The following is a 19,719-nucleotide window of genomic DNA, read 5'->3' as shown; positions in this document are numbered from 1 at the left end:
AGTGGCACAGTTGACAGCCCCGAGGAGCTGAGCGGCCGGCTCGGGCAGACGGTGAACGTCATCCTGATCGGCCTCGCCATCGGCCTCGCCGTCGACACGTGACCGACCTAAAGATCTCGCCCCGCCTGCTCGCGCGGGACGATTCGCTCGCCGGCACCAGCGCGAGCCGCCTCATCGAACGGCGGCGTACCTTCGACCCCCGGCGGCGTCGGAGGCGGCTCCGGCGTGGCCGGCTGCTCGGGCGGCACCGGCGGCGCGACCGCCGGCAACGGCCAGTCGACACCGACAACACCGGCGGCGCCGGCTCGCAACCGCGGCAGCTGCTCGACCGGCACCGGCGAGGCGGCAAGGGCATCGTGATCATCCGCTATACAGGCCCGACATTGCTCTAATGTGTGCGTCGACAGGACGAGCTGTTGCATGCTGCTCGCCCGGATCCGGATTCGGTATTGGCTTCTGCGGCCCGAAAACAACCGCCAGCGCAGTCGCCCCCAAGGCTTTTCGGCGCCAAACTCGAGCGCGCTGCGGCTCCTGGGGCTGGTGCCGGGTACGAGGCAAGCCGCAGGCGGCCCTTGATGTGCTTAGCGCTACGGCCCTTCACGCTCATTCCGGCGGGCGCTACCCTCTCGCCATGGATTGAGGTCGAAAGCGAAGTACGTGGAGCTGGCGTATGCCATCGCCGCAGGTCTCGGCTCGAAAGCAGGCCGCCTCCTTTGCGAAAGTCATCCCAAATTCCTCTGGGGACAAACCCCGATTCGCGCATCTAGAGAGCTTAGCTTCCCACTGCGGTTTGCGCGCAGCTTCTCATCCGGCCATCCTAACGTATCGCCGCACGGCGCCTCCGAATAAGTGGGCGGAGAAAGCCGCTCCCCCCAAGCATTGAACCGAGAAGCCGGGCAGAGCCTAAACGAGACGAACGCCGGGAGTTCGACAGCATGAAAGCGATCTTAATCGATCCTCATATGAAGTCGGTCGTGAGAATCGACATCAGTCCGGGAGCTCGGCTGAGCGACCTTTTCGGCGAGAAGCCGCGGGTGGCCGTGAAATTTCCGAAGGGTGACGTCCTGTTTGCCGGAATCCAAGCGCGCGCGGAGGCGTTCACCATCGGAGGATCTCGGCCGATCGCCGGATCTGGTCTGATCGTGGGCCCGCGCATCGGACCGGGGGAGCGCGGTCCGGCACACGTTCGCCTCGCCGACGTGGTCACGATGGTCCGTTGGACGGCCGTCGATGTGCCTCCTAAGCCGCCCGCCACGGTGCGAGCGATCGTGATCGATCCGGAGCAGGGTCTGATAGAGGAAGTGACGGTCGCGCCACACAGACTTGCGTTGGTAAGCCTCTTGGGCGCTCAGGTCGGTTCGTACATGCGTGTTCCGGGAAACGACCACGTCCTGTCGCCCCTATCCGGCCCGGAAACGCCTTGGTGCTGGCGAAAAGACGATATGACGTTCGCCTCCCGGTGCGTGATAGTCGGTCACGATTTAGAAACCAGCTATTTCGCCGACGTTGTAACGTCGATTGAGAACCTGCGGACTAGCGTCGATTTCCGGGCGCCCCACGAAAGTTGTTGGATGAGCTATGCCGACCGAACGGCTCAGGCAGATCGGCCGTCGGCAGCATAGCCCGGCGGTCCGGCCTACGCACTCGCGAGCTGGGTCATTGAGTGAAACACGCCGTCATGGATGCTCGCGAACGTGATGGCGGTGAAGATGTTCGTCTAGTCTCTAGAGGAGAGATACATTGGGTAAGCCGCGGACGTATTCCTGCTGGGACACGTCAGTAAAGATCCAGGAAGCTGGTCACGGGCTCGGCGTGTATGGGAATACCTACGAGGTCTTCCCAGGCGGAGCTTATACGCGCACTGGCGAGCCCATCACGATCCATATGACGCCGGGCGTCCGGTTCATGATCAAAGATGTCGATGCGGCCATTGCCGAGGCTGATCGCCGCGTAAGCGAGCGGGTCTGATGTATGAATCACAGCCGTACGTTGATGACAGAGACGAACCCGGTGGTACTTAGGCGCCTATCGGAATTAGATGTCCCCAGCCTTGGCCCCGATAACATGCCGCATGCTGGGCTGGCTCTGAACAAGCGCACTCCTTAATATGGACTCCGTCGGCCATTGCAGCATGTGTCTAAAGCTGGTGGTTTGCTTCGATTCTGACGTCGGCTGTTGTATGCTTGGGTCCTGCTTGGATGGCGCCTTGGGAGTATGAACAGAAGGGACCATCAATAGGGGCGTCGTTGGCGACGTCGCTAAGCTCTTTATGCACCGGCTGATCGTGCGGAGGCTTCGGTGCGATCCGACGATCATCGAGCGAGCCAAGCTCGTCCATGCTCGTCAAGCTCAGCAGTTCGTGGATTGGCCGTTCGTCCGCGATTCGGCCAGCTGCTTGCCCTTCCGGCCGCGGATCTTGCTTGTAAGCTGATCAGCCGAGACCCGGAGATGGTCCGGTTGCGTAATTCGTCGCCCTTCTACTTGGTCGAGCAGGATCACTAACTAGAACATCAGGATACGCATCTCGCGTGCTGCTAAGAGGATAGTCGAGCGCGGGATCGCTGCGCGCGGTCGTAGGCCGGCCGGGACCCAAGGTCTACCGTTCTGATGGAAGCCAGCGCGCTTTGTTGGTTGTCGCGAGGCGCAGGTGCCATGTGCGCGCAACAGACGGGCTCTGGGGCACCGCTGTTCGGCTGCGCGGGGGCTACTTTTCCAATTTTTGAGCGGCGGAGAGAGTGGGACTCTCTTCCCCGATGTCGCGAACCCGCGAAAACTGCCGTAAAACAAGGATTTCTGAAAAGCCCGGTCGGATTTTGTGACCACCGCTGTGTACCACTTTGCGGGGCGGACAAGGACTCAAATTTCAGGTGATTTCGAGGCTTTGCGGGCGCCGCCGGGAAAATCAGAGCGGGTGCAGCGCGCGTTTCGGCAGTGCACAGCAAGGGGCGCCTGCTGCATGCTCGGCAATTTGGACTCCTCCGTCTTGGCTTCCTTTCGTCGTGCGCTAATATTGCGCGCCACACGACTGGATGAGTTCGCCATGCCTGAGATCATTAATCTTGGCGCGCTGCAGCTGACGTTCCTACAGACCAAGGATGAAACCGCTGGCCGCCTCGATCTGTTTGAGATGACGCTACAGCCGAACGCGCGCATGCCAATTCCGCATTATCACGATCGCTGGGACGAGACGATCTATGGACTCAGCGGCATCTCGACCTGGCGGATGGACGCAAAGGACATCGACGTGGCGCCGGGCGAAAGCCTCTTCATCAAGCGGGGCGTGGTGCACGGCTTTATCAACCGTTCGCCTCGACCGGCGACCTGCCTGTGCATCCTCAGCCCCGGCGTACTCGGCCCACAATACTTCAAGGACATGGCGGCCCTGCTATCGGCCGGCACGCCTGATCCGGCCAAAATGAAGGAAACAATGTTGCGCTACGGGCTGGTTCCGGTGATGCAATCCTGAGGATGAGTGCGGCGCGAGCCATCGACTCAGCTGGCCGACGGGGTCGCCATAGCACAAGGGCGAAGGCGCGCTCACCGCTGTCGTAGTGGTCGAAAGGGTGGGCGCTGCCGCGCGGCAATTTCGGGGATGCCTGAGCGTCAATCAGCATGAGAGTGCTGCGAGACGCACTCTCCCCATTGCCAAGCCTTCGCGAGGAGGTAGAATTCGCTACATTTTGCAGCACTCTTGATTTCCACGTCATGCGTTGATTCTTATGGGGTCTCCCATGTTCGATCCTGCTATGTCCGCGCTTTTGCGCGCGGTGCTGGACGAGGTCTGCGAAAGCGTTTCCCGGGCCGGGACCAGCACCCGCACCCATGTGGCCTCGACAATTCCGGAAGCTGTGACCAGGGGCAACACATCTCGGGACCAACTCAAGCAAATCGGACGCGAAGCTCTCTCCGACGCGCCCACGATGTGGCGCTGATCGCGCGGGGCGGGCATGAACTTCCAGGTGACGGTCCTCAAGATCCTGGTGAGCTATCCAGATGGTTTCGCCGTCATGGAGGACCTCAAGCGCGACATGGCCATCTTGGCGACCAGTGGTCGCGAATGGGCGGACCGGACCAGGCGCCTCGCCGCCCGAGTCCCGGATCTCCACATCTTTTCCCAAGGGCTGGTCGAACGCATCAGCGGTGGCTGGAGGATCACGTCCAAGGGACGGGCAGTGCTCGAGTTCATGGAGGCCCGAACCGCTGCGCCCGAGCCGATCCGGGCGCCCTTGGTCGAGGATGCTACGGCTGCGACAGTCGCTCCGACGCAGGTTCCTCCGCTGCGGCAGCCCGCTGACCGCGCCAAGCGGCGGCGCGAACGCCGCGAACGTCGTCGTGAGGCGCGCGAACGAGCAAGGGCCAACGCGTGTTGAGATGTCCTACAGAGGTGGCAACGCGCGAAATCAAGACGACGGGAGCCGGATTTGCGCAATGTCGCCGGCCGCGACCGCGCCGCCGGCCCCCACCCCTCGCAGCACCCCACATTAGAATGGAGCGCCGATTTCCGCCGACGAGAGCACCTGCCGCGGTCGATCAGGACACACGGCGTTCGGAGGCCGGTCAGCTCGATCATCGCTGTGGGTCCGAGCTCGATAACGCCCCCGAGCGGCGTTCGCTCGAGGTCCAAGCCTGCGGTGGTGATGCTCTCGCCTAGGTCCCCTGCGATCCTGAGGCGGTTTGTTGAAGTGGTGACCGCGATCGGTGGCGACTGCCGGACCACGTTGCACGTTGCCCTCCAGCGACCAAGCTGGCCTTGGGGCATCAGGCCGCCCGGCCGAACGAGCGTCGGCACTCAGCTCAGCGCCATTCCACGCTGGTGATCCTGTAGGCCTTCGCCGCGCGAGGCGTCAGAACCTCCACGGTTGTATCTTTCGTCTTTCCGATAAGCGCGCGAGCAAGCGGCGAAAACATGGAGATCTTACCCCGTGCGGCGTCGGCCTCGGGCTCACCGACGATCTGCCACCGCCGTTCATCCCCGGTGTCCTCGTCCACGACCGTCACGATGGCACCAAACCTGACCGTATCGCCCGAGAGTTCTGAAACGTCGATCACTTCAGCCCGAGCGAGCTTGTTCTGTACTTCCGCAATGCGGGCCTCGTTGACGTCCTGCTCTGATTTAGCGGCCTGATACTCTGCATTCTCCGCCAGATTCGCATCGTCCGCGATCGCCTCCCGGATGCGTTCGGCAATGCGGGGACGCTCCACCTGAACAAGGTGACCCAGTTCTTGTCGAAGGACCGTATAGCCATCTCTTGTCATTGGCAGTTTCTGAACCGGCTTGTCGAGGTCATCATTCATGACGTAATGCCTGAGCCGGCCGCATCCGAAGCTGGGCGTTGGCGGCACCGTCTCGGTTAATCGCAGCCGCGGAACAATCGGCCGGCCAGCCATCCGTTCCTATCCTTCAGAACGGACCCATTCCATAGCAGGTGGTCGGGAGCGGCACGGCCTTTTCGGCCTTCGTGCCTTCGGGGCGGGCCAAGTCAGCTGCGACTGGGTCGAGCGCGCATCATCAATCTGGGTTGCGAATGCAAGGATCCAAGGAGTGTACGCGCGAGCAGGCCCTGCAGCCGACCACCTGGGCATACTTCACGGCATGCGCGGCTGACGCCGAGCTACTGCGTGCCGCAAAGGACACCGGGTCTGCGGGATGGCCCCGGAACGTTCGGTACGATTGCAAGAATAGGTCATATCCGGCCAAGAACGGCATCGACGCGGCCGTGCCGAGAAGGTTGGCAAGGACAACCATTAATATCGTTTCCGCAACCATACTCATCACCGTTGCGTCGCGGCCAAGGCTGCAACAGCCCTGCACTGGCCGTGCGGCTCGTTTAAGGAGCCATTTCTGCTGCGCCAGCAGGAGCGTTTTGGCCAGCTTCGTTTGATTTCTTCGGCGCCTCCGCCACCATGGCTTCCGTCGTGATCAACAGGGCCGCGATCGAAGCTGCATCCTGCAATGCGGATCGAACGACCTTGGTCGGATCGATGATGCCTTTCGCAAACAGATTGCCGTATTCCCCTGTCTGGGCGTCGAAGCCCCAAGCATAATCCTTGTTCTCGAGGACCTGTCCGATGATGAGTGAAGCCTCTTCGCCCGCATTTTCTGCAATTTGCCGCGCCGGCCAAGCGACTGCTCGTTTGACGATCTCGATCCCATGCCGCTGATCGTCATTTGCCGCCTTGAGCTTCTCCAGCGCGGCTGCGGCGCGGAGCAGCGCCACTCCGCCGCCTGGAAGGATCCCTTCCTCGACCGCGGCACGCGTTGCATGCATGGCGTCGTCAACGCGGTCCTTGCGTTCCTTCACCTCGACTTCGGTCGCGCCTCCAACACGTATCACGGCTACCCCGCCGGCAAGCTTGGCCAACCGCTCCTGTAGCTTTTCGCGATCATAGTCCGAGGTAGTGTCCTCGATCTCCGTTCTGATCTGTCTGACGCGCGCCTCGATTTCTGACTGCTTACCTGAGCCGCTGACGATCGTGGTATTGTCCTTGTCGATCGTCACCTTCTTGGCGCGCCCGAGCATGTTGAGTTGGACTTTTTCGAGCTTGGTGCCAAGATCCTCGCTGATGAAATTGCCACCGGTCAGAATGGCAATGTCCTGCAACATGGCCTTGCGGCGATCGCCGAAGCCTGGTGCTTTGACAGCTGCGATCCTTAATCCGGCGCGCAGCTTGTTGACAACAAGGGTAGCAAGAGCTTCGCCCTCCACGTCTTCCGCTATGATCAGCAGCGGCTTTCCGCTTTGGACCACCGCCTCGAGCAGTGGCAGCATGGGTTGTAGGGTTGAGAGCTTCTTCTCGTGGACAAGGATATAGGGATCGTCCAACTCGACCCGCATCTTCTCCGTATTGGTCACGAAATAAGGGGAGATATAGCCGCGGTCGAACTGCATGCCTTCGACGACCTCAAGCTCGGTCTCGAGCGATTTGGCCTCCTCCACCGTGATGACACCGTCGTTGCCCACCTTCTTCATGGCATCTGCAAGAAACTGTCCAATCTCCCGGTCTCCGTTGGCCGAGATCGTCGCGACCTGTGCGATTTCATCGTTTGAGGTCAGCTTCTTCGCATTCTTCTGCAGTTCCTCAACGATCCTATCAACTGCCAGATCAATCCCACGCTTGAGATCCATCGGGTTCATGCCCGCCGCGACGGCTTTGGCGCCTTCCCGCACGACTGCCTGCGCCAGCACTGTTGCTGTCGTGGTGCCGTCGCCGGCTTGGTCGGATGTCTTCGATGCGACCTCGCGGACCATCTGCGCGCCCATGTTCTCGAACTTGTCTTCAAGCTCGATTTCCTTTGCCACCGTGACCCCGTCCTTAGTGATGCGGGGCGCCCCGAAACTCTTTTCGAGCACGACATTTCGGCCCTTTGGTCCCAGTGTCACCTTGACCGCGTTGGCAAGAACATCAACGCCTCGGAGCATCTTTTCGCGGGCGTCGGATGAGAATCGGACTTCCTTCGCGCTCATATCGTCCTCCCGAAGAATTCTGAGCCGTACGGCACGCCTGTGCGCCGTCTTCCGGACAGGACTTGCCGAAGGAAGCAGCGCCTGGTCATCTCGCCTCAAACGAACTAGGATAGTAGTTGCCAGTTTCAAGTGCCGGCTACTGTCCGAGGTCTGGGAAGCGCTGAGACATCGGCATCGATCACATATGATGCCCAGCAAAATCTCCCGTGATGCCCAGCAAAATCTCCGGTAGGCCTAAAGCCCTGAGATGGTCGACGGCGTCACGAGCGCTTTGGCTTCACGCGTCACCGCGCGGACGCCCGCCGCACCTTGGCGGCGCGGGGCCGACCGGTTTGCATGCAACGGACGTGCGCTGTTCTTTCGTTGCGCTTCGAACGTGCGGCAAAATGAGCGACTGCAGACCTGGGGCAGGTGGCGCCCGGTGAATGGACGATCCTCAATTCGCCTCGGACTGCGGTCGGGGCGCCGTCACACGCCCGACAGGCTTGGCGATCGAGAGCGAGCGCGCGGCGAGCGCCGAGAACTCGCCTTCCGGGCCTGGACGCCGGCGGGCCATCTTCTGGTAGAGCCTCAGATAATCGGTCGCCATCCGCGAAGCGGAAAAGCGCTCCTCAAACCGGGCGCGGACGCTTCGTCGGTCCAGGGCCAGTACGTCCGGGATCGCCTGCACAGCCTCCTCCATGGTCGAGACAACCCGCCCCGTACGCCGATCTTCGACGATCTCCGGAACCGAGCCGCGTTGGAAGGCGAGTACCGGGGTGCCGCAGGCCATCGCTTCGATCAGGACCAGCCCGAACGGCTCAGGCCAGTCGATAGGAAAGAGCAGCGCAGCGGCCTGGCCGAGGAATTCAGTCTTCTCGCTCTCGTTAATCTCACCGATAAATTCCACTCCCGGTCCATTCAGCATCGGCGCGACGACTTCCCGGAAATAGGCTTCGTCGGCCTTGTCGACTTTCGCTGCGATCTTGAGCGGTATCCCCGCCGCGCGCGCAATGGCGATCGCGCGGTCGGGTCCTTTCTCCGGAGAAATCCGGCCGAGAAATGCCAGATAGCAACCTCGGGGAGCGAAAGTCGGCGTGTGAAGGTCAAGCGGCAGGCCATGATAGACCGTCGCCACGAAGTTTGCGCGGGGGAGTGGCGCGCGTTGCGCATCTGAAATGGACACGAGCGGCATCTTCGCGAAGTGCGCGTAGAACGGCAGGTGGTCGGCTAGGTCCTGGCGGCCGTGCAGGGTGGTCAACGTGCGGCCGGCTTCTGCTCGGAATAAGGGGAAGTGCAGATAGTCGGTATGGAAGTGGAGGACGTCGAAATCGTCGGCGCGCTCGCGAACTTTGTCGAGCTGCAGCATTTGGTGAGGGACTGAATCGCGGACATCAGCGTCGAGCCGCAACGCCCGCGGCGTGCACGAGACCAGCTCGGCGGAGGTGATAGAATCTCCGCTCGCGAACAGAGTGACCTGGTGTCCTTGCTTAACGAGTTCCTCAGTGAGGTAATGGACAACCCGCTCCGTACCGCCGTAGAGCCGGGGTGGTACGCTTTCAAACAGTGGTGCAATCTGCGCAATCTTCATTTCCATCCTCCGTGTGTGCAACGAGTGCGGTCGCGCGGCGGGCGGCTGATTTTGTTCTGACCGGCGGGGCTTTCCCGGTGCTTGGTTCGGACCGGTCCCTCCTGCGCTGCGTCGCCTCGTGGAGGATTGCCGATCATGACTCCGCGGGCGACAAAACTCGGCGGGTCGCTGGCAGGGAAGGACTCCAGTAGCGCGGTATCGACCGGGTCGTCTTGCAAGATGGTCATCGTAGCTCTCGCTTGCACCGATTGGAATTCATTGCTTAGCGCTGGGTAGCTGCTTGCAGCAAGAAAATGGGATTGCAGCCCAGGATTTCGCAAGGGCTGGAAAGGTTGTTTGAAGGCGGTCGCTTGAGAGATGTCTGGGCCGGCCACGTGCGCCCAAGCGCGCCAGATCGATTTCCATGACAACTCGGCATCCATCGTTTGTGGGACGATGCGTCTGCCGTCCTTGTAAGGCTGCTTAAGTTGCGGCCGGCGCTTGGTCGAGGGTGCGCGCGGCCGATGGATATCGCGCCGCGCGCACGTCGCCCAATTTAATCGCGATCCCCCATTTTCACGAGGAGCAGCCCCTGCAGATATCGGGGACAATCTCCTCCGCCCGGAACGTGTCCATACTGATGTTACGCTTGGTTCTGGTAAGCCGGCCATGCATCGTTCGTTCGGGCGATGAGGTCTGAACGACTGCGTTCGCACCGTCCGGCCGCTTCGAACGCTTTTGCTCTGCACCGGCCAATTCTGTCGCGCTCAGCAGCAGTGCCAGCGCTAGTAAAGCTGAAACCAAGGGGCGCCACGCTCGCGCGCCAGCTTCAGCCATCGCGGAAAGTGGCCCGACGCTGCGAATCCTGGATTGTGCAGCGATGCGCCGGGCTGAGCGCCGCAGAGTGCGGCCAATCATGCGCTCTGACGAAGCGCCGGTTGAGAGATGACACGTAGTTTTCATAACCACATCCTCCTAAAAGCAACGTGGATCCAAGCTTCTTGCCTGGTGATCGCGCCAATCCTGCCGAGGCATTGGCAACAAACAATTTAGGAAATCTCCGGCGACGCCTCAAGCATCTCGACTGAATTCCGAACGGAAGCAAAGCATACCGGCCGCCGAGGGGAAGAATGGCTAACGGTTGCTGTGGTTGTAAGTCGCGCTAGTCGCAGTCCTTGCGGCCAGCGCGGCTGCTCAAGGAGCTACGAGCACGAAGTTTCTTACGACGTCAGGCGTGGCGCGAGCCGGTGCTGGAGGAGCGGGGGTGCCCGGCGCGGCGTTCCGCTCTCCGCAACAGAGAATGCTACTCCTGCTTCAAGAGACCGCGATAAAAAGGGACTGGCCATCGCGCTTGACGCGCAGGAGCACCGGCCTGTTCTCCCGCCGTGCGTTCGTCCACGCCTCGGCCACATCGGACGGCTGATGGACCTCGCGGTTGTTGGCGCTGGTAATGACGTCCCCCGGACGGATCCCGCTTTCGGCAGCCGGACTACCGGGCTCCACATCGCCGACCATCAAACCTGTCGTATCCGCGCCCAGTTGCTTCCGCGCCGGCTCCGGGATCGGCACGAGACTTAATCCAAGTCGCTTGCTCGTCTTATCCGAGTCCTGCAAATCGCTCGTTCCGCTCCGTCGGTCCTCTTGGGCCCGGCCGACCGCGACCGTGAGTTCCTCCGTGTTGCCGTTTCGGACCACCGTTAGATTCAACGGCGATCCCGGCTTGGTCCGCGCGACGGCGCGCGACAGGTCGCGCGGTCCGGCGATGGTTTGACCATCAGCGCGGGTGACGACGTCCCCGATTTTGATCCCGGCCTTCTCCGCGGGGCTACCCGGCTCCACGGATGCAACGAGGGCGCCCGTCGTATCGGAACGGCCCAACGCCTGTGCGATTCCGGCTGTCAATTCCTGCAGTCGGACGCCGAGGTAGCCGCGTTCGACTTTTCCGGTGCGGATAATCTGATCCGCGACCGTCTGCGCGGTCCGCGACGGCACGGCAAATCCGATGCCTACGTTGACGCCGAGTGGCGATAGGATCGCCGTGTTGACGCCGATGACCTCGCCTGCGGCGTTGAACAACGGACCTCCGGAATTACCCTGATTGATTGACGCGTCCGTCTGCAGGAAATCGTCGTAGGGCCCAGCTTGAATGTCGCGTGCCCGCGCCGAGAGGACCCCGACGGTCACCGTGCCACCGAGTCCGAAGGGGCTGCCGATCGCGATCGTCCACGCCCCAGGCTCCATCTTGTCGGAATCACCCCACGCCGCTACAGCCATGTTGGGCCGCGGCTCGATCTTGAGCACCGCGATATCCGTCGATGGATCACGACCGACCAGCTTCGCCGCCACGTCGGTTTTGTCCGCGAAGCGGACGTGGATCTCGCTGGCGTTATCCACGACATGATTGTTCGTGACGATGTGCCCCTCGGGGCTGACGATGAAACCCGAACCTAGCGCCGTCCGCTCGCGTGCGCGAGGTTCGCCGAACCGCCGCCGAAATAGCTCGCCAAGGGGCAGGTCGTCCGGAGCCTGGCGCGCTTCGTCTTCGATCATCTGTTTCGTGAGAATCGCGACCACCGCGGGGGCTTTCTGTTTCACAACGGCGGTAAAGTCGGTCGGAACTGCCGCCTGCTGTGCGTGAGCCGGCAGCGTCGTCGAGCAGATTGCGGCACCAAAAGTACTCGCGAACAAGGTGCAGAACAGTCGCGCTTTAAGATTGCCGGCCATAAGACAGTCCTTTCCGTCGAGGCAAACGAGCCCGCCTTCCCGGTTGCGCTGGGCGCCTCAGGGGTCGGGCGGTTTGCGGGCAGTAACGTTGCTTCGAGTGCAGGGTTGCTATCTGAGCCGGCGTTCCGGGAGAAAAGGCTCTGTCGCGACGCCGTACGTCCGCAGTCGCAAGGCCTCTTTCCAGGGTCGGCGATGTGCGGGCGAGCTGGCCCGGGTTGCGGTTGCGGCCGGACGGCACCGAGCCTATCGCCGCATAGGCCGCCCGGGAATTCGGCTAAACGCGGCGTTCGCTGTCCATGCTTTCCCGGGACCACGCCTTGAGCGGGGCACCCCGGATTTGCGCCAGGACACGTCGACGTACCGGCTCATCCTGTGCGGCAATGGCCGACGCGATATCGCGCAACGTTCCGCGCACGCCATACAGCTGATCCAATAGGTCCAGGATGATCGCAATGCCTTCGTCGTTGACGCCCATGTCGCTCTTCAGGTCTCGGATCAGCTGGGCACGGGCGACGTCGATCTCGGCAAACAGCCATTCCTCACCTTCGCTGCTGGGGGCAAGCCAGCCGGCCTCGACCCAGCTCTGGAGGTGCTCGCGGTCGAGCCGCGCGTGAACGAGAAATTCATTGATCTCCATGCGAGGCCTCATTGGTTCACGCTGCATGGTGCCCCCGCGCGCCAGCTCGATATCAATCTCTCGAGTTCCGGGTCGGGCTTTTCGGGCAACTTGATGTTTAAGGTGACGTATTGATCTCCTCGCGTGCCGTTGGAGCGCCGAACGCCTTTTTGCTTGAGCCGCAGGACCGTTCCGGTGTTGGACCATTTCGGCACGGTCATGGTGACCGTGCCTGTCGGTGTCGGCACCTCGATCTTGCCGCCGAGCACAGCCTTCTTGAGCGGGATTGCCAGTTCGACATGGATGTCGTCGCCCTTGCGCGTGAACAGCGGGTGTTCGCGCACTTCTATTTCAATCAGGGCATCCCCGGCGGGCCCGCCACCCAGACCCGGCCGTCCCTTGTCGCGAAGCCTCAGTATTTGACCGTCGCGACTCCCGGGCGGAATGGTGACTTCGAGGGCAGAGCCATCCGGGAGCGTGATCTGGCGCCTTGCGCCGTTCACCGCATCAAGGAAGTCGACTTCCATGCGATAATAGACGTCCTCTCCTCTCATCCGGAAAGTCGCGCCGGCGGCTCCGGATCGTCCGCGCCGGCGGAACAGTTCGCCAAACAAATCTCCTTCGTCGTCAAGATCGGAAAAGCCGGCGTCGCTGCTATAGGCCGAGGCTCCGGCACCTTCGGCAAAGTCCCGATAGGAACGGTACCGCGGTCGCTCGGCTCCCGAGGCATCGACTTCTCCTCGGTCGAAACGCGTTCGCTTGTCGGGATCGCTGAGCAGGTCGTAGGCGGCCGAAACCTCCTTGAATTGTTCCTCTGCCCGCTTGTTGCTCGGATTGAGGTCGGGGTGCAGCTTTTTGGCCAGCCGGCGGTAGGCCTTTTGGACCTCCTCCTGCGAGGCGCCCTTCTTCAGGCCCAGTGTTTCGTAGGGGTCGGTGGCCAACGCCTTCTCCTCTCACGTCTCGAAATGGTGGAATCCGTCGTGGTCTCGAGGTTTGACAGCTTCGGAATGCGAGGCTCGTTCCTGCCGTCGCCTCGCAACGGTGACCCGGGCCGGACGCAGCAGCCGCTCGTGGATGACATAGCCATCCTCGAGAACTTGCATGACGGTGCCCGGATCGTGTTCGTCATCCTCCACCTGCATTACGGCTTCGTGCAGGGCAGGATCGAACTTTGCTCCGAGCGCCTCGACCCGGCGGACAGCAAACCGCTCAAGCGTTGAGGTCAGAATCCTCTCGGTGGCTTTAATTCCTTCGAGCAGGGAAGAGTCATCGGTCATATCGGCGCGTCGCTGCTCGGCGGCAGCAATGGCACGATGCAGATTATCGAGCACCGTCAGGAGCTCGCGAGCGAAGTCGGCGATGGCGTACTGGCGGGCATCCTTCGCCATGCGCTCGCCGCGCTGGCGAGTGTTCTCGGCATCCGCCAGCGCGCGCAGCAGCCGATCACGCAGGGCGGTATTTTCCGCCTGAAGAGAATCGCGCTCTTTGGCTTCATAGACAGGCGGCGCCTGCTCGCCCGTGACGTTCCCCTGCATCCGGACCTCCTATCGCGGATCTGTTAAGCGGCTAGAGGAGCTTTGAGAGCCGCAGTGCCTCATCCCGTCTTGCGATCTTTGTCATCCAGCTCCTCGAATTCGGCATCAATCACGTCGGCGTCTCCCCGATCGCCGGATGTTCCGGAGGATTGCGAGCTGCCTGCTCCGCTACCGTGCTGCTGGATTTCCGCAAGACGCTGCGCAGCTTTCTCCAGCTGGGCGACAGCTTCCCGAACCCGGCCGATTTCGTCGCCCTGCATGGCGTCCTTGACCCGGGTGATGAGCTGCCCGACTTCAGCCTTCAGGGCGGCTGGTATGCGCTCGCCCAACTCCTGCATGGTCTTCTCGATCCGGTAGACTGCGGCATCGGCCTGGTTGCGCGTCTCCACCAGCTCTTTCCGCCGGCGATCCTGCTCGGCGTTCGCTTCGGCCTCGCGAACCATCCGCTGAATGTCCGCTTCACTCAGTCCGCCGGACGCCTGGATGCGGATGGACTGCTCCTTGCCGCTCGCTTTGTCCTTCGCGGAAACATGCACGATGCCGTTGGCATCGATATCGAAAGTGACCTCGATCTGCGGCATGCCACGGGGAGCGGGTGGAATTCCCACCAGGTCAAATTGGCCGAGCAGCTTGTTGTCGGCGGCCAGCTCGCGTTCGCCCTGGAACACACGCACAGTGACGGCACTCTGATTATCCTCTGCAGTCGAGAACACCTGGCTGCGTTTCGCGGGAATGGTAGTGTTACGGTCGATCAGCTTGGTCATCACGCCGCCGAGCGTCTCGATTCCCAAGGACAGGGGATTGACGTCGAGCAGGAGCACGTCCTTCACGTCGCCCTGCAGCACGCCGGCTTGAATGGCGGCCCCGATGGCCACGACCTCATCGGGGTTGACGCCCTTATGGGGCTCGCGCCCGAACAAGGCCTGGACGGTCTCCTGCACCTTGGGCATGCGGGTCTGGCCGCCGACCAGTACGACTTCATCGATCTGACCAGGCTCCAGACCGGCGTCCTTCAGGGCAGCCTGGCATGGTGGGATGGTTTTCTGGATGAGGTCGTCGACGATCGCTTCCAGTTTGGCTCGGGTCAACCGGATGTTGAGGTGCTTGGGTCCGTGCTGATCCGCGGTGATGAACGGCAGATTGACGTCGGTCTGTGTGCTGCTGGACAGCTCGATCTTGGCCTTCTCCGCAGCGTCCTTGAGACGCTGTAGCGCCAGGCGGTCGTTCCGCAGCTCGATGCCGCTTTCTCTCCTGAATTCATCCGCTAGATAGTCGATAATGCGCTTGTCGAAGTCTTCGCCCCCTAGGAAGGTGTCGCCGTTCGTCGCCTTGACCTCGAAGACGCCGTCGCCCACCTCGAGGATCGAAATGTCAAACGTGCCGCCGCCCAGATCGTACACCGCGATCTTGCCGGTGGCCTTCTTCTCCAGTCCGTAAGCGAGTGCCGCCGCAGTGGGCTCATTGATGATGCGCATGACCTCCAGGCCGGCGATGCGGCCTGCGTCCTTCGTGGCCTGGCGCTGGGCGTCGTTGAAGTAGGCCGGCACCGTTATGACCGCCTGCTCGACCTTCTCTCCCAGGTGGGCCTCCGCGGTTTCCTTCATCTTCGTCAAGATGAACGCGCTGATCTGGCTGGGACTGTACTTTTTCCCTCTGACATCCACCCACGCGTCACCGTTCGGTCCGGCTATGATCCGGTACGGGACCATGTCCTTGTCCTTCTGGGTGAAGGAATCCTCGTAGCGCCGGCCGATCAGGCGCTTGATCGCGAAGATCGTGTTTTCGGGATTGGTGATGCCTTGGCGTTTCGCCGGCTGCCCGACGAGTACTTCGTCCGTGTCGGTGATCGCAACCATCGACGGGGTGGTGCGCGCGCCCTCGGCGTTCTCGATCACCTTAGCGCTGCTTCCCTCCATCACGGCTACACAGGAATTCGTTGTACCAAGATCAATGCCGATTGCCTTTGGCATGGTAGATATCCCTGATTTGCGTCTTCAACCCCTAGCCGCGTCGCTCCTCTGTCGAGCGGCGAATTTTGCCTCATAACGAGGGCTGTACCCGGATGTTCCTCGGGTTCGATCGGTCCCGCGGCGCACGTCTCCTGTCGCGTTCAACTGGATCAATAATTAATTGCATGCGGCTTTCTGAGCGGGCGCCACGCCGAGCCCCGCTGCGCCAAGGCAGGGGGCCCGGCGCTGACGCATCGCCCTGCCGCTGCTCAGCGATATCCGGCGCGGGTCAGCGCCCAATCGAGTTCGCGCAAGGAGGGCTGAACGAGCACCTGGCCGCCGACCGTGATCGTCGGGCTGCCGATGCGGCCGCCGGCCAGCCATTCGAGCTCGTCGCGGACCTGCGGATAGCTATCCCAGTCCACGAAACGGTAAGGTACGCCAGCCCTGTCGAGATGCCTGCGCACCATCATGGTGATGCCGCACCAGCGGCTTCCATAGATGACGATTTCGCCGATGTTGGGCCGATATCCGGATCGTGAAGAAGTCGTCGTGTACATGACTTAGCCTCCTTAAGCAGCTTTGCGGGTGTTCAGCCCGTTCAGGACCTCCAGCAGCTCGTAGATGTCGGGCACGTGCTGGAGCTTGGGCGAGACATGGACATAGCGGATGACGCCCGTGTCATCGATGACGTACAGCGCCCGCTCGGAGAATCCGTCTTTGTCTCGCCAGACATTGTATCGCTTGGCGACTTCGCCCTTGGGGTTGAAGTCGGCAAGCAGGGGGAACTTCAGTCCCCGAACGGCCGCCCAGGCGCCGTGGCTGTAGAGACTGTCGACGGAGATGCCGACGAGTTCGACACCCCTGCGCTGAAACTCCTCGATCTCTTGCTGGTACAGATCGAGCTGTCGACTGCAGCCCGGGCTCCAGTCGAGCGGATAAAACGCCAAGACAACCGGCCGGCCACGGAAATCGGACAGGCGCACCGTACGACCGTTTGCGTCGGGGAGGGCGAATTCGGGCGCCACCTGGCCAATCTCGAGGGGCGTGCTGACGGCATCACCTTCCATAGCCGGGGCGTGCTGATGCAGTTCAACGATGTCCTCGATGTTGGGGCCTGGTCTGGCCTGCGCGGGACCGGAAGGCCCCACTGCGCGCCACAACTCCTGCACCATTCCGTGCAGCGTCGAGATAGCCTGCTTCTCGGGCCCCTGCGCAAGTTGGGGTGCGAGGGCGGCGAAGTCCCCCTCCAGTTGTTCTAAGCGGCTGGAACGAACGTCCAGTGGACCTGCATGCGTATCCATGGCTGTGCTCCGTCGTAAGATCTTTCCTTTCTGTTCAGTCTGTTCAGGAGGCGGGCGAGCGCGGACGCGCCGCCGCTCGCGATTGATATAGGAGCGCGAGTGAATCGCGCCACCCTATCCAGGCTGGCAACGGCTGCTCTTCATAACCAGATCCCAAGCAACAGCCCGCAACACAGGATAGATGGAGATGACCGTGGAAAAACGTCGTGTCGTTTGCCCAAAGTGCGACAGCATCAACGCCGTACCGACAAGCCGGCCGGCAGAGAAAGCCAGGTGTGGCCGCTGCCATGCGCCGCTTTTCGAGGGCGCCCCGGTCGAGCTCGATGCCGCGCGCTTGCGAAAGCACATTGCCAATTCCGATGTGCCCGTGATCGTCGACTTCTGGGCACCGTGGTGTGGTCCGTGCCAAGCCATGGCACCTATCTTCGCGCAGGCTGCCCGGAGCCTCGAGCCCCGAGCTCGCTTCGTCAAAATAAACGTAGACGACAATCCGCAGGCGGCGCGCGACTATGGTGTCCAAGGCATTCCGGCCCTCTTCGCGCTGAACCGCGGCGAAGTGGCTGCCCGCCATGCCGGAGTGGCCGAGGCGAACCTGCTGAAAGGCTGGGTCGAACGATTGGCTGGATGAGACCAGTTTCCCCGGTCGCGAGGTTTAGCTGGCCGTGTTTGGGGCGGCGAACAGGCAGATGAAAACTGAAGGCCATTCTGAAGTCTCCGCAGAGCTTTCGCGTTTGTCGCGCAGACGATTCGAGGGAGGGACTCCAATGAAGTTCCGGACCGCTTGTCTACGCCTTGTAGCTTTGGTGGGAAGCGTAGGGTTCACCCCAGTGGCCTTCGCCATGCCCAACGGTCTGCCCCATGCGCAGCAGCTCGCAAAATCCGGTGCCGGAGTGGAAGGGGTGCGCTGGATCTGCAATCCTTGGGGCCGCTGCAGGTGCCGCCCAACTTCTATGGCGCGTACGCCTTCTATCCGCCGCCGCCGTCTGTTTATTTCGCCCGGCGCTGCTGGGCACCAGGGTTGGCACCGGCACTGGTGGTGAATCGCTAAGGCTCAGGCCGCTTGGACTCCGACCGACTCGTCGTCAGCGGGGCCACGAGCTCTGATAATTTCGACTACATCAACAATTGTTAAGGACGGCGCTCCCCGCGTTGGGCACGTTGGTCTGCGCGGTCTTCAGAACCGGCGGTGCTCACTGGCTTGCCCTGCGCGGCAAGCCTCCGCTGGAGGCCGCTTGAGTGGCCGCCAAAATGAACCAAACGTGAGGCGGTCTGCTGATGACGGACGCAGCTATATTTCGCAAGCAAGCCGAAGAATGCCGCGAGCATGCCCTGAAGGCTATTAGCTCGATCGAAAAGCAGAGATGGCTTCTCCTTTCCGAGAAATGGCTTCGGCTTGCGCAGGGTGCTGACATTGGGCTTGCCAGTTAAGTGCGCAGGGCAGCTGCCAAGCGCTTCTTGGCTCTACAGCGGATCGGCGTCGCGAGGTGCAAAGCAACACGCCCTCGCGCCCCCGTTAACTTTTCTGGGCCCGCCGGAATGCTGGCAGGATGGCCACACTCGGTCCCCGACGAACATTGAGGAACCAGCGTCGGCGTCTCAAGCCCCGATCGAGATCCGCATCCACTCCGGAGGCGTTCTTCCCGCGTCGGCCGGAGCATAGGAACGTGTGAAAGTGCTCCCGGTTGCTTCGGCTTGGATAGCCATTGACGATCGGATCACTGCAGTGCCCCAGCGCCCGGCCGGCCCCCAAGACGCCGAAATGATGATCCGCAAGTTGCGGGTCAATACAAGATTGAGGGAGGATGACGTCTCCGCGCTTAGGAGGCTTTCGGTTCAGGTCAGACAGATCGAGGCCGGGTCTCTCATTGTGAGAGAGGGCGATCATCCGCAATACTGCTGCTTCTTGCTAGATGGATTGGCATGTCGGTCGAAAATAGCTGAAACGGGCAAGCGACAGATCGTGTCATTCCACATCCCGGGGGACATGCCCGACCTGCAAAGCCTCTTCCTCGAAACCATGGATCACGACTTGACGGCAATGTCGAAGGCAAAGCTTGGCTTCGTCAGCCATTACGCCCTGCTGGAGGTTGCCAAGGCGCGATGGTCAGTGGCCCAGGCGCTCTGGCGCGACACTCTGGTCGATGCCGCGGTTTTTCGAGAGTGGATCGTGAATCTCGCGGCCAGATCCGCACCCGCGCGATTGGCCCACCTCATGGCCGAACTGCGGGAGCGGTTCGCCGCGGTCGGGCTGGTCGCCGGACAGCAATTTGCGCTTCCGATCACCCAGGTCGATTTGGCCGACGCACTTGGGCTCACGCCCGTTCACGTCAATCGGGTCATCCGAGAACTCCGGGGTGATGGCGTACTGGATGTGCGCAGGAAGATGGTCAGCCTTACCGATGCAGCCAAAGTGGCGAAAATGGGCGGCTTCAACGATCGCTACTTGCACAAGGGCCAGAGCGACACCTGAAGCTACTCTGCGCGTCACAAGTGTTAGCACGTGATGGAAACCATCACGCCTAAACTGCTGGCCGCAATCGGACTTCTCCAAACAGTTCATTGCGCGCGAGCTCGTC

The 19,719-nt window shown here is 61.8% G+C and carries 17 protein-coding genes; 7 read left to right on the top strand and 10 right to left on the bottom strand.

Annotated features, from left to right (window positions below; genetic code table 11):
- Positions 1–98: 98 nt before the first annotated feature.
- The 5 genes from IVA93_RS34875 to IVA93_RS34850 all read left to right on the top strand — a co-directional run bounded on the left by IVA93_RS34875 (position 99) and on the right by IVA93_RS34850 (position 4,370).
- Complete coding sequence (locus IVA93_RS34875) at positions 99–392, top strand: hypothetical protein (RefSeq protein WP_247789544.1); 294 nt, start codon at positions 99–101, stop codon at positions 390–392.
- A gap of 543 nt (positions 393–935) precedes the next feature.
- Positions 936–1,622: a hypothetical protein gene (locus IVA93_RS34870; RefSeq protein WP_247542917.1), complete on the top strand. Its 687-nt coding sequence runs from the start codon at positions 936–938 to the stop codon at positions 1,620–1,622.
- Between the two features lie 118 nt (positions 1,623–1,740).
- Positions 1,741–1,968 (top strand): hypothetical protein, encoded by a 228-nt coding sequence (locus IVA93_RS34865; RefSeq protein WP_247789542.1) that lies wholly within the window; start codon positions 1,741–1,743, stop codon positions 1,966–1,968.
- 988 nt (positions 1,969–2,956) lie between these two features.
- The gene (locus IVA93_RS34860) at positions 2,957–3,466 is read left to right on the top strand and encodes a cupin domain-containing protein (protein WP_247542462.1); all 510 of its coding nucleotides are present in this window, start codon (positions 2,957–2,959) and stop codon (positions 3,464–3,466) included.
- A gap of 481 nt (positions 3,467–3,947) precedes the next feature.
- Positions 3,948–4,370, top strand: coding sequence for a hypothetical protein (locus IVA93_RS34850; protein WP_247400789.1), 423 nt, complete (start codon positions 3,948–3,950; stop codon positions 4,368–4,370).
- Positions 4,371–4,794: 424 nt separating this feature from the next.
- Here IVA93_RS34850 and greA read toward each other — a convergent pair whose 3' ends face one another.
- From greA to IVA93_RS34800, 10 genes are all read right to left on the bottom strand, one after another.
- Positions 4,795–5,295, bottom strand: a complete 501-nt coding sequence (gene greA / locus IVA93_RS34845) for a transcription elongation factor GreA (protein WP_247542461.1) — start codon at positions 5,293–5,295, stop codon at positions 4,795–4,797.
- Between the two features lie 533 nt (positions 5,296–5,828).
- Positions 5,829–7,466, bottom strand: a complete 1,638-nt coding sequence (gene groL, locus IVA93_RS34840; RefSeq protein ID WP_247789540.1) for a chaperonin GroEL — start codon at positions 7,464–7,466, stop codon at positions 5,829–5,831.
- Between the two features lie 436 nt (positions 7,467–7,902).
- The gene (locus IVA93_RS34835; RefSeq protein WP_247400795.1) at positions 7,903–9,036 is read right to left on the bottom strand and encodes a glycosyltransferase family 4 protein; all 1,134 of its coding nucleotides are present in this window, start codon (positions 9,034–9,036) and stop codon (positions 7,903–7,905) included.
- Between the two features lie 1,293 nt (positions 9,037–10,329).
- Positions 10,330–11,739, bottom strand: coding sequence for a Do family serine endopeptidase (locus tag IVA93_RS34830; RefSeq protein WP_247400796.1), 1,410 nt, complete (start codon positions 11,737–11,739; stop codon positions 10,330–10,332).
- A gap of 274 nt (positions 11,740–12,013) precedes the next feature.
- Positions 12,014–12,376, bottom strand: coding sequence for a chaperone modulator CbpM (locus IVA93_RS34825; RefSeq protein ID WP_247400798.1), 363 nt, complete (start codon positions 12,374–12,376; stop codon positions 12,014–12,016).
- Positions 12,377–12,384: 8 nt separating this feature from the next.
- Complete coding sequence (locus IVA93_RS34820; RefSeq protein ID WP_247542459.1) at positions 12,385–13,296, bottom strand: DnaJ C-terminal domain-containing protein; 912 nt, start codon at positions 13,294–13,296, stop codon at positions 12,385–12,387.
- Positions 13,297–13,308: 12 nt separating this feature from the next.
- Positions 13,309–13,890: a nucleotide exchange factor GrpE gene (locus IVA93_RS34815; protein ID WP_247400802.1), complete on the bottom strand. Its 582-nt coding sequence runs from the start codon at positions 13,888–13,890 to the stop codon at positions 13,309–13,311.
- A gap of 59 nt (positions 13,891–13,949) precedes the next feature.
- The gene (dnaK, locus tag IVA93_RS34810) at positions 13,950–15,860 is read right to left on the bottom strand and encodes a molecular chaperone DnaK (protein WP_247542458.1); all 1,911 of its coding nucleotides are present in this window, start codon (positions 15,858–15,860) and stop codon (positions 13,950–13,952) included.
- A 248-nt stretch (positions 15,861–16,108) separates the two neighbouring features.
- Positions 16,109–16,399, bottom strand: coding sequence for a glutaredoxin family protein (locus tag IVA93_RS34805; protein WP_247400806.1), 291 nt, complete (start codon positions 16,397–16,399; stop codon positions 16,109–16,111).
- A gap of 12 nt (positions 16,400–16,411) precedes the next feature.
- A complete protein-coding gene (locus tag IVA93_RS34800) occupies positions 16,412–17,143 on the bottom strand; it encodes a peroxiredoxin (protein ID WP_018460200.1) in 732 nt (243 codons plus the stop codon).
- Positions 17,144–17,330: 187 nt separating this feature from the next.
- On the opposite strand from IVA93_RS34800, the gene trxA reads away from it, so the two are divergent.
- A complete protein-coding gene (gene trxA / locus IVA93_RS34795; RefSeq protein ID WP_157643146.1) occupies positions 17,331–17,771 on the top strand; it encodes a thioredoxin in 441 nt (146 codons plus the stop codon).
- A gap of 1,131 nt (positions 17,772–18,902) precedes the next feature.
- Complete coding sequence (locus IVA93_RS34790) at positions 18,903–19,613, top strand: Crp/Fnr family transcriptional regulator (protein WP_157643145.1); 711 nt, start codon at positions 18,903–18,905, stop codon at positions 19,611–19,613.
- Positions 19,614–19,719: the final 106 nt, after the last annotated feature.

Source organism: Bradyrhizobium sp. 155, from assembly GCF_023101105.1.
In the GTDB taxonomy this organism is placed as follows: Bacteria; Pseudomonadota; Alphaproteobacteria; order Rhizobiales; family Xanthobacteraceae; genus Bradyrhizobium; species Bradyrhizobium canariense_D.
This window is presented reverse-complemented; position numbering and strand designations above follow the sequence as displayed.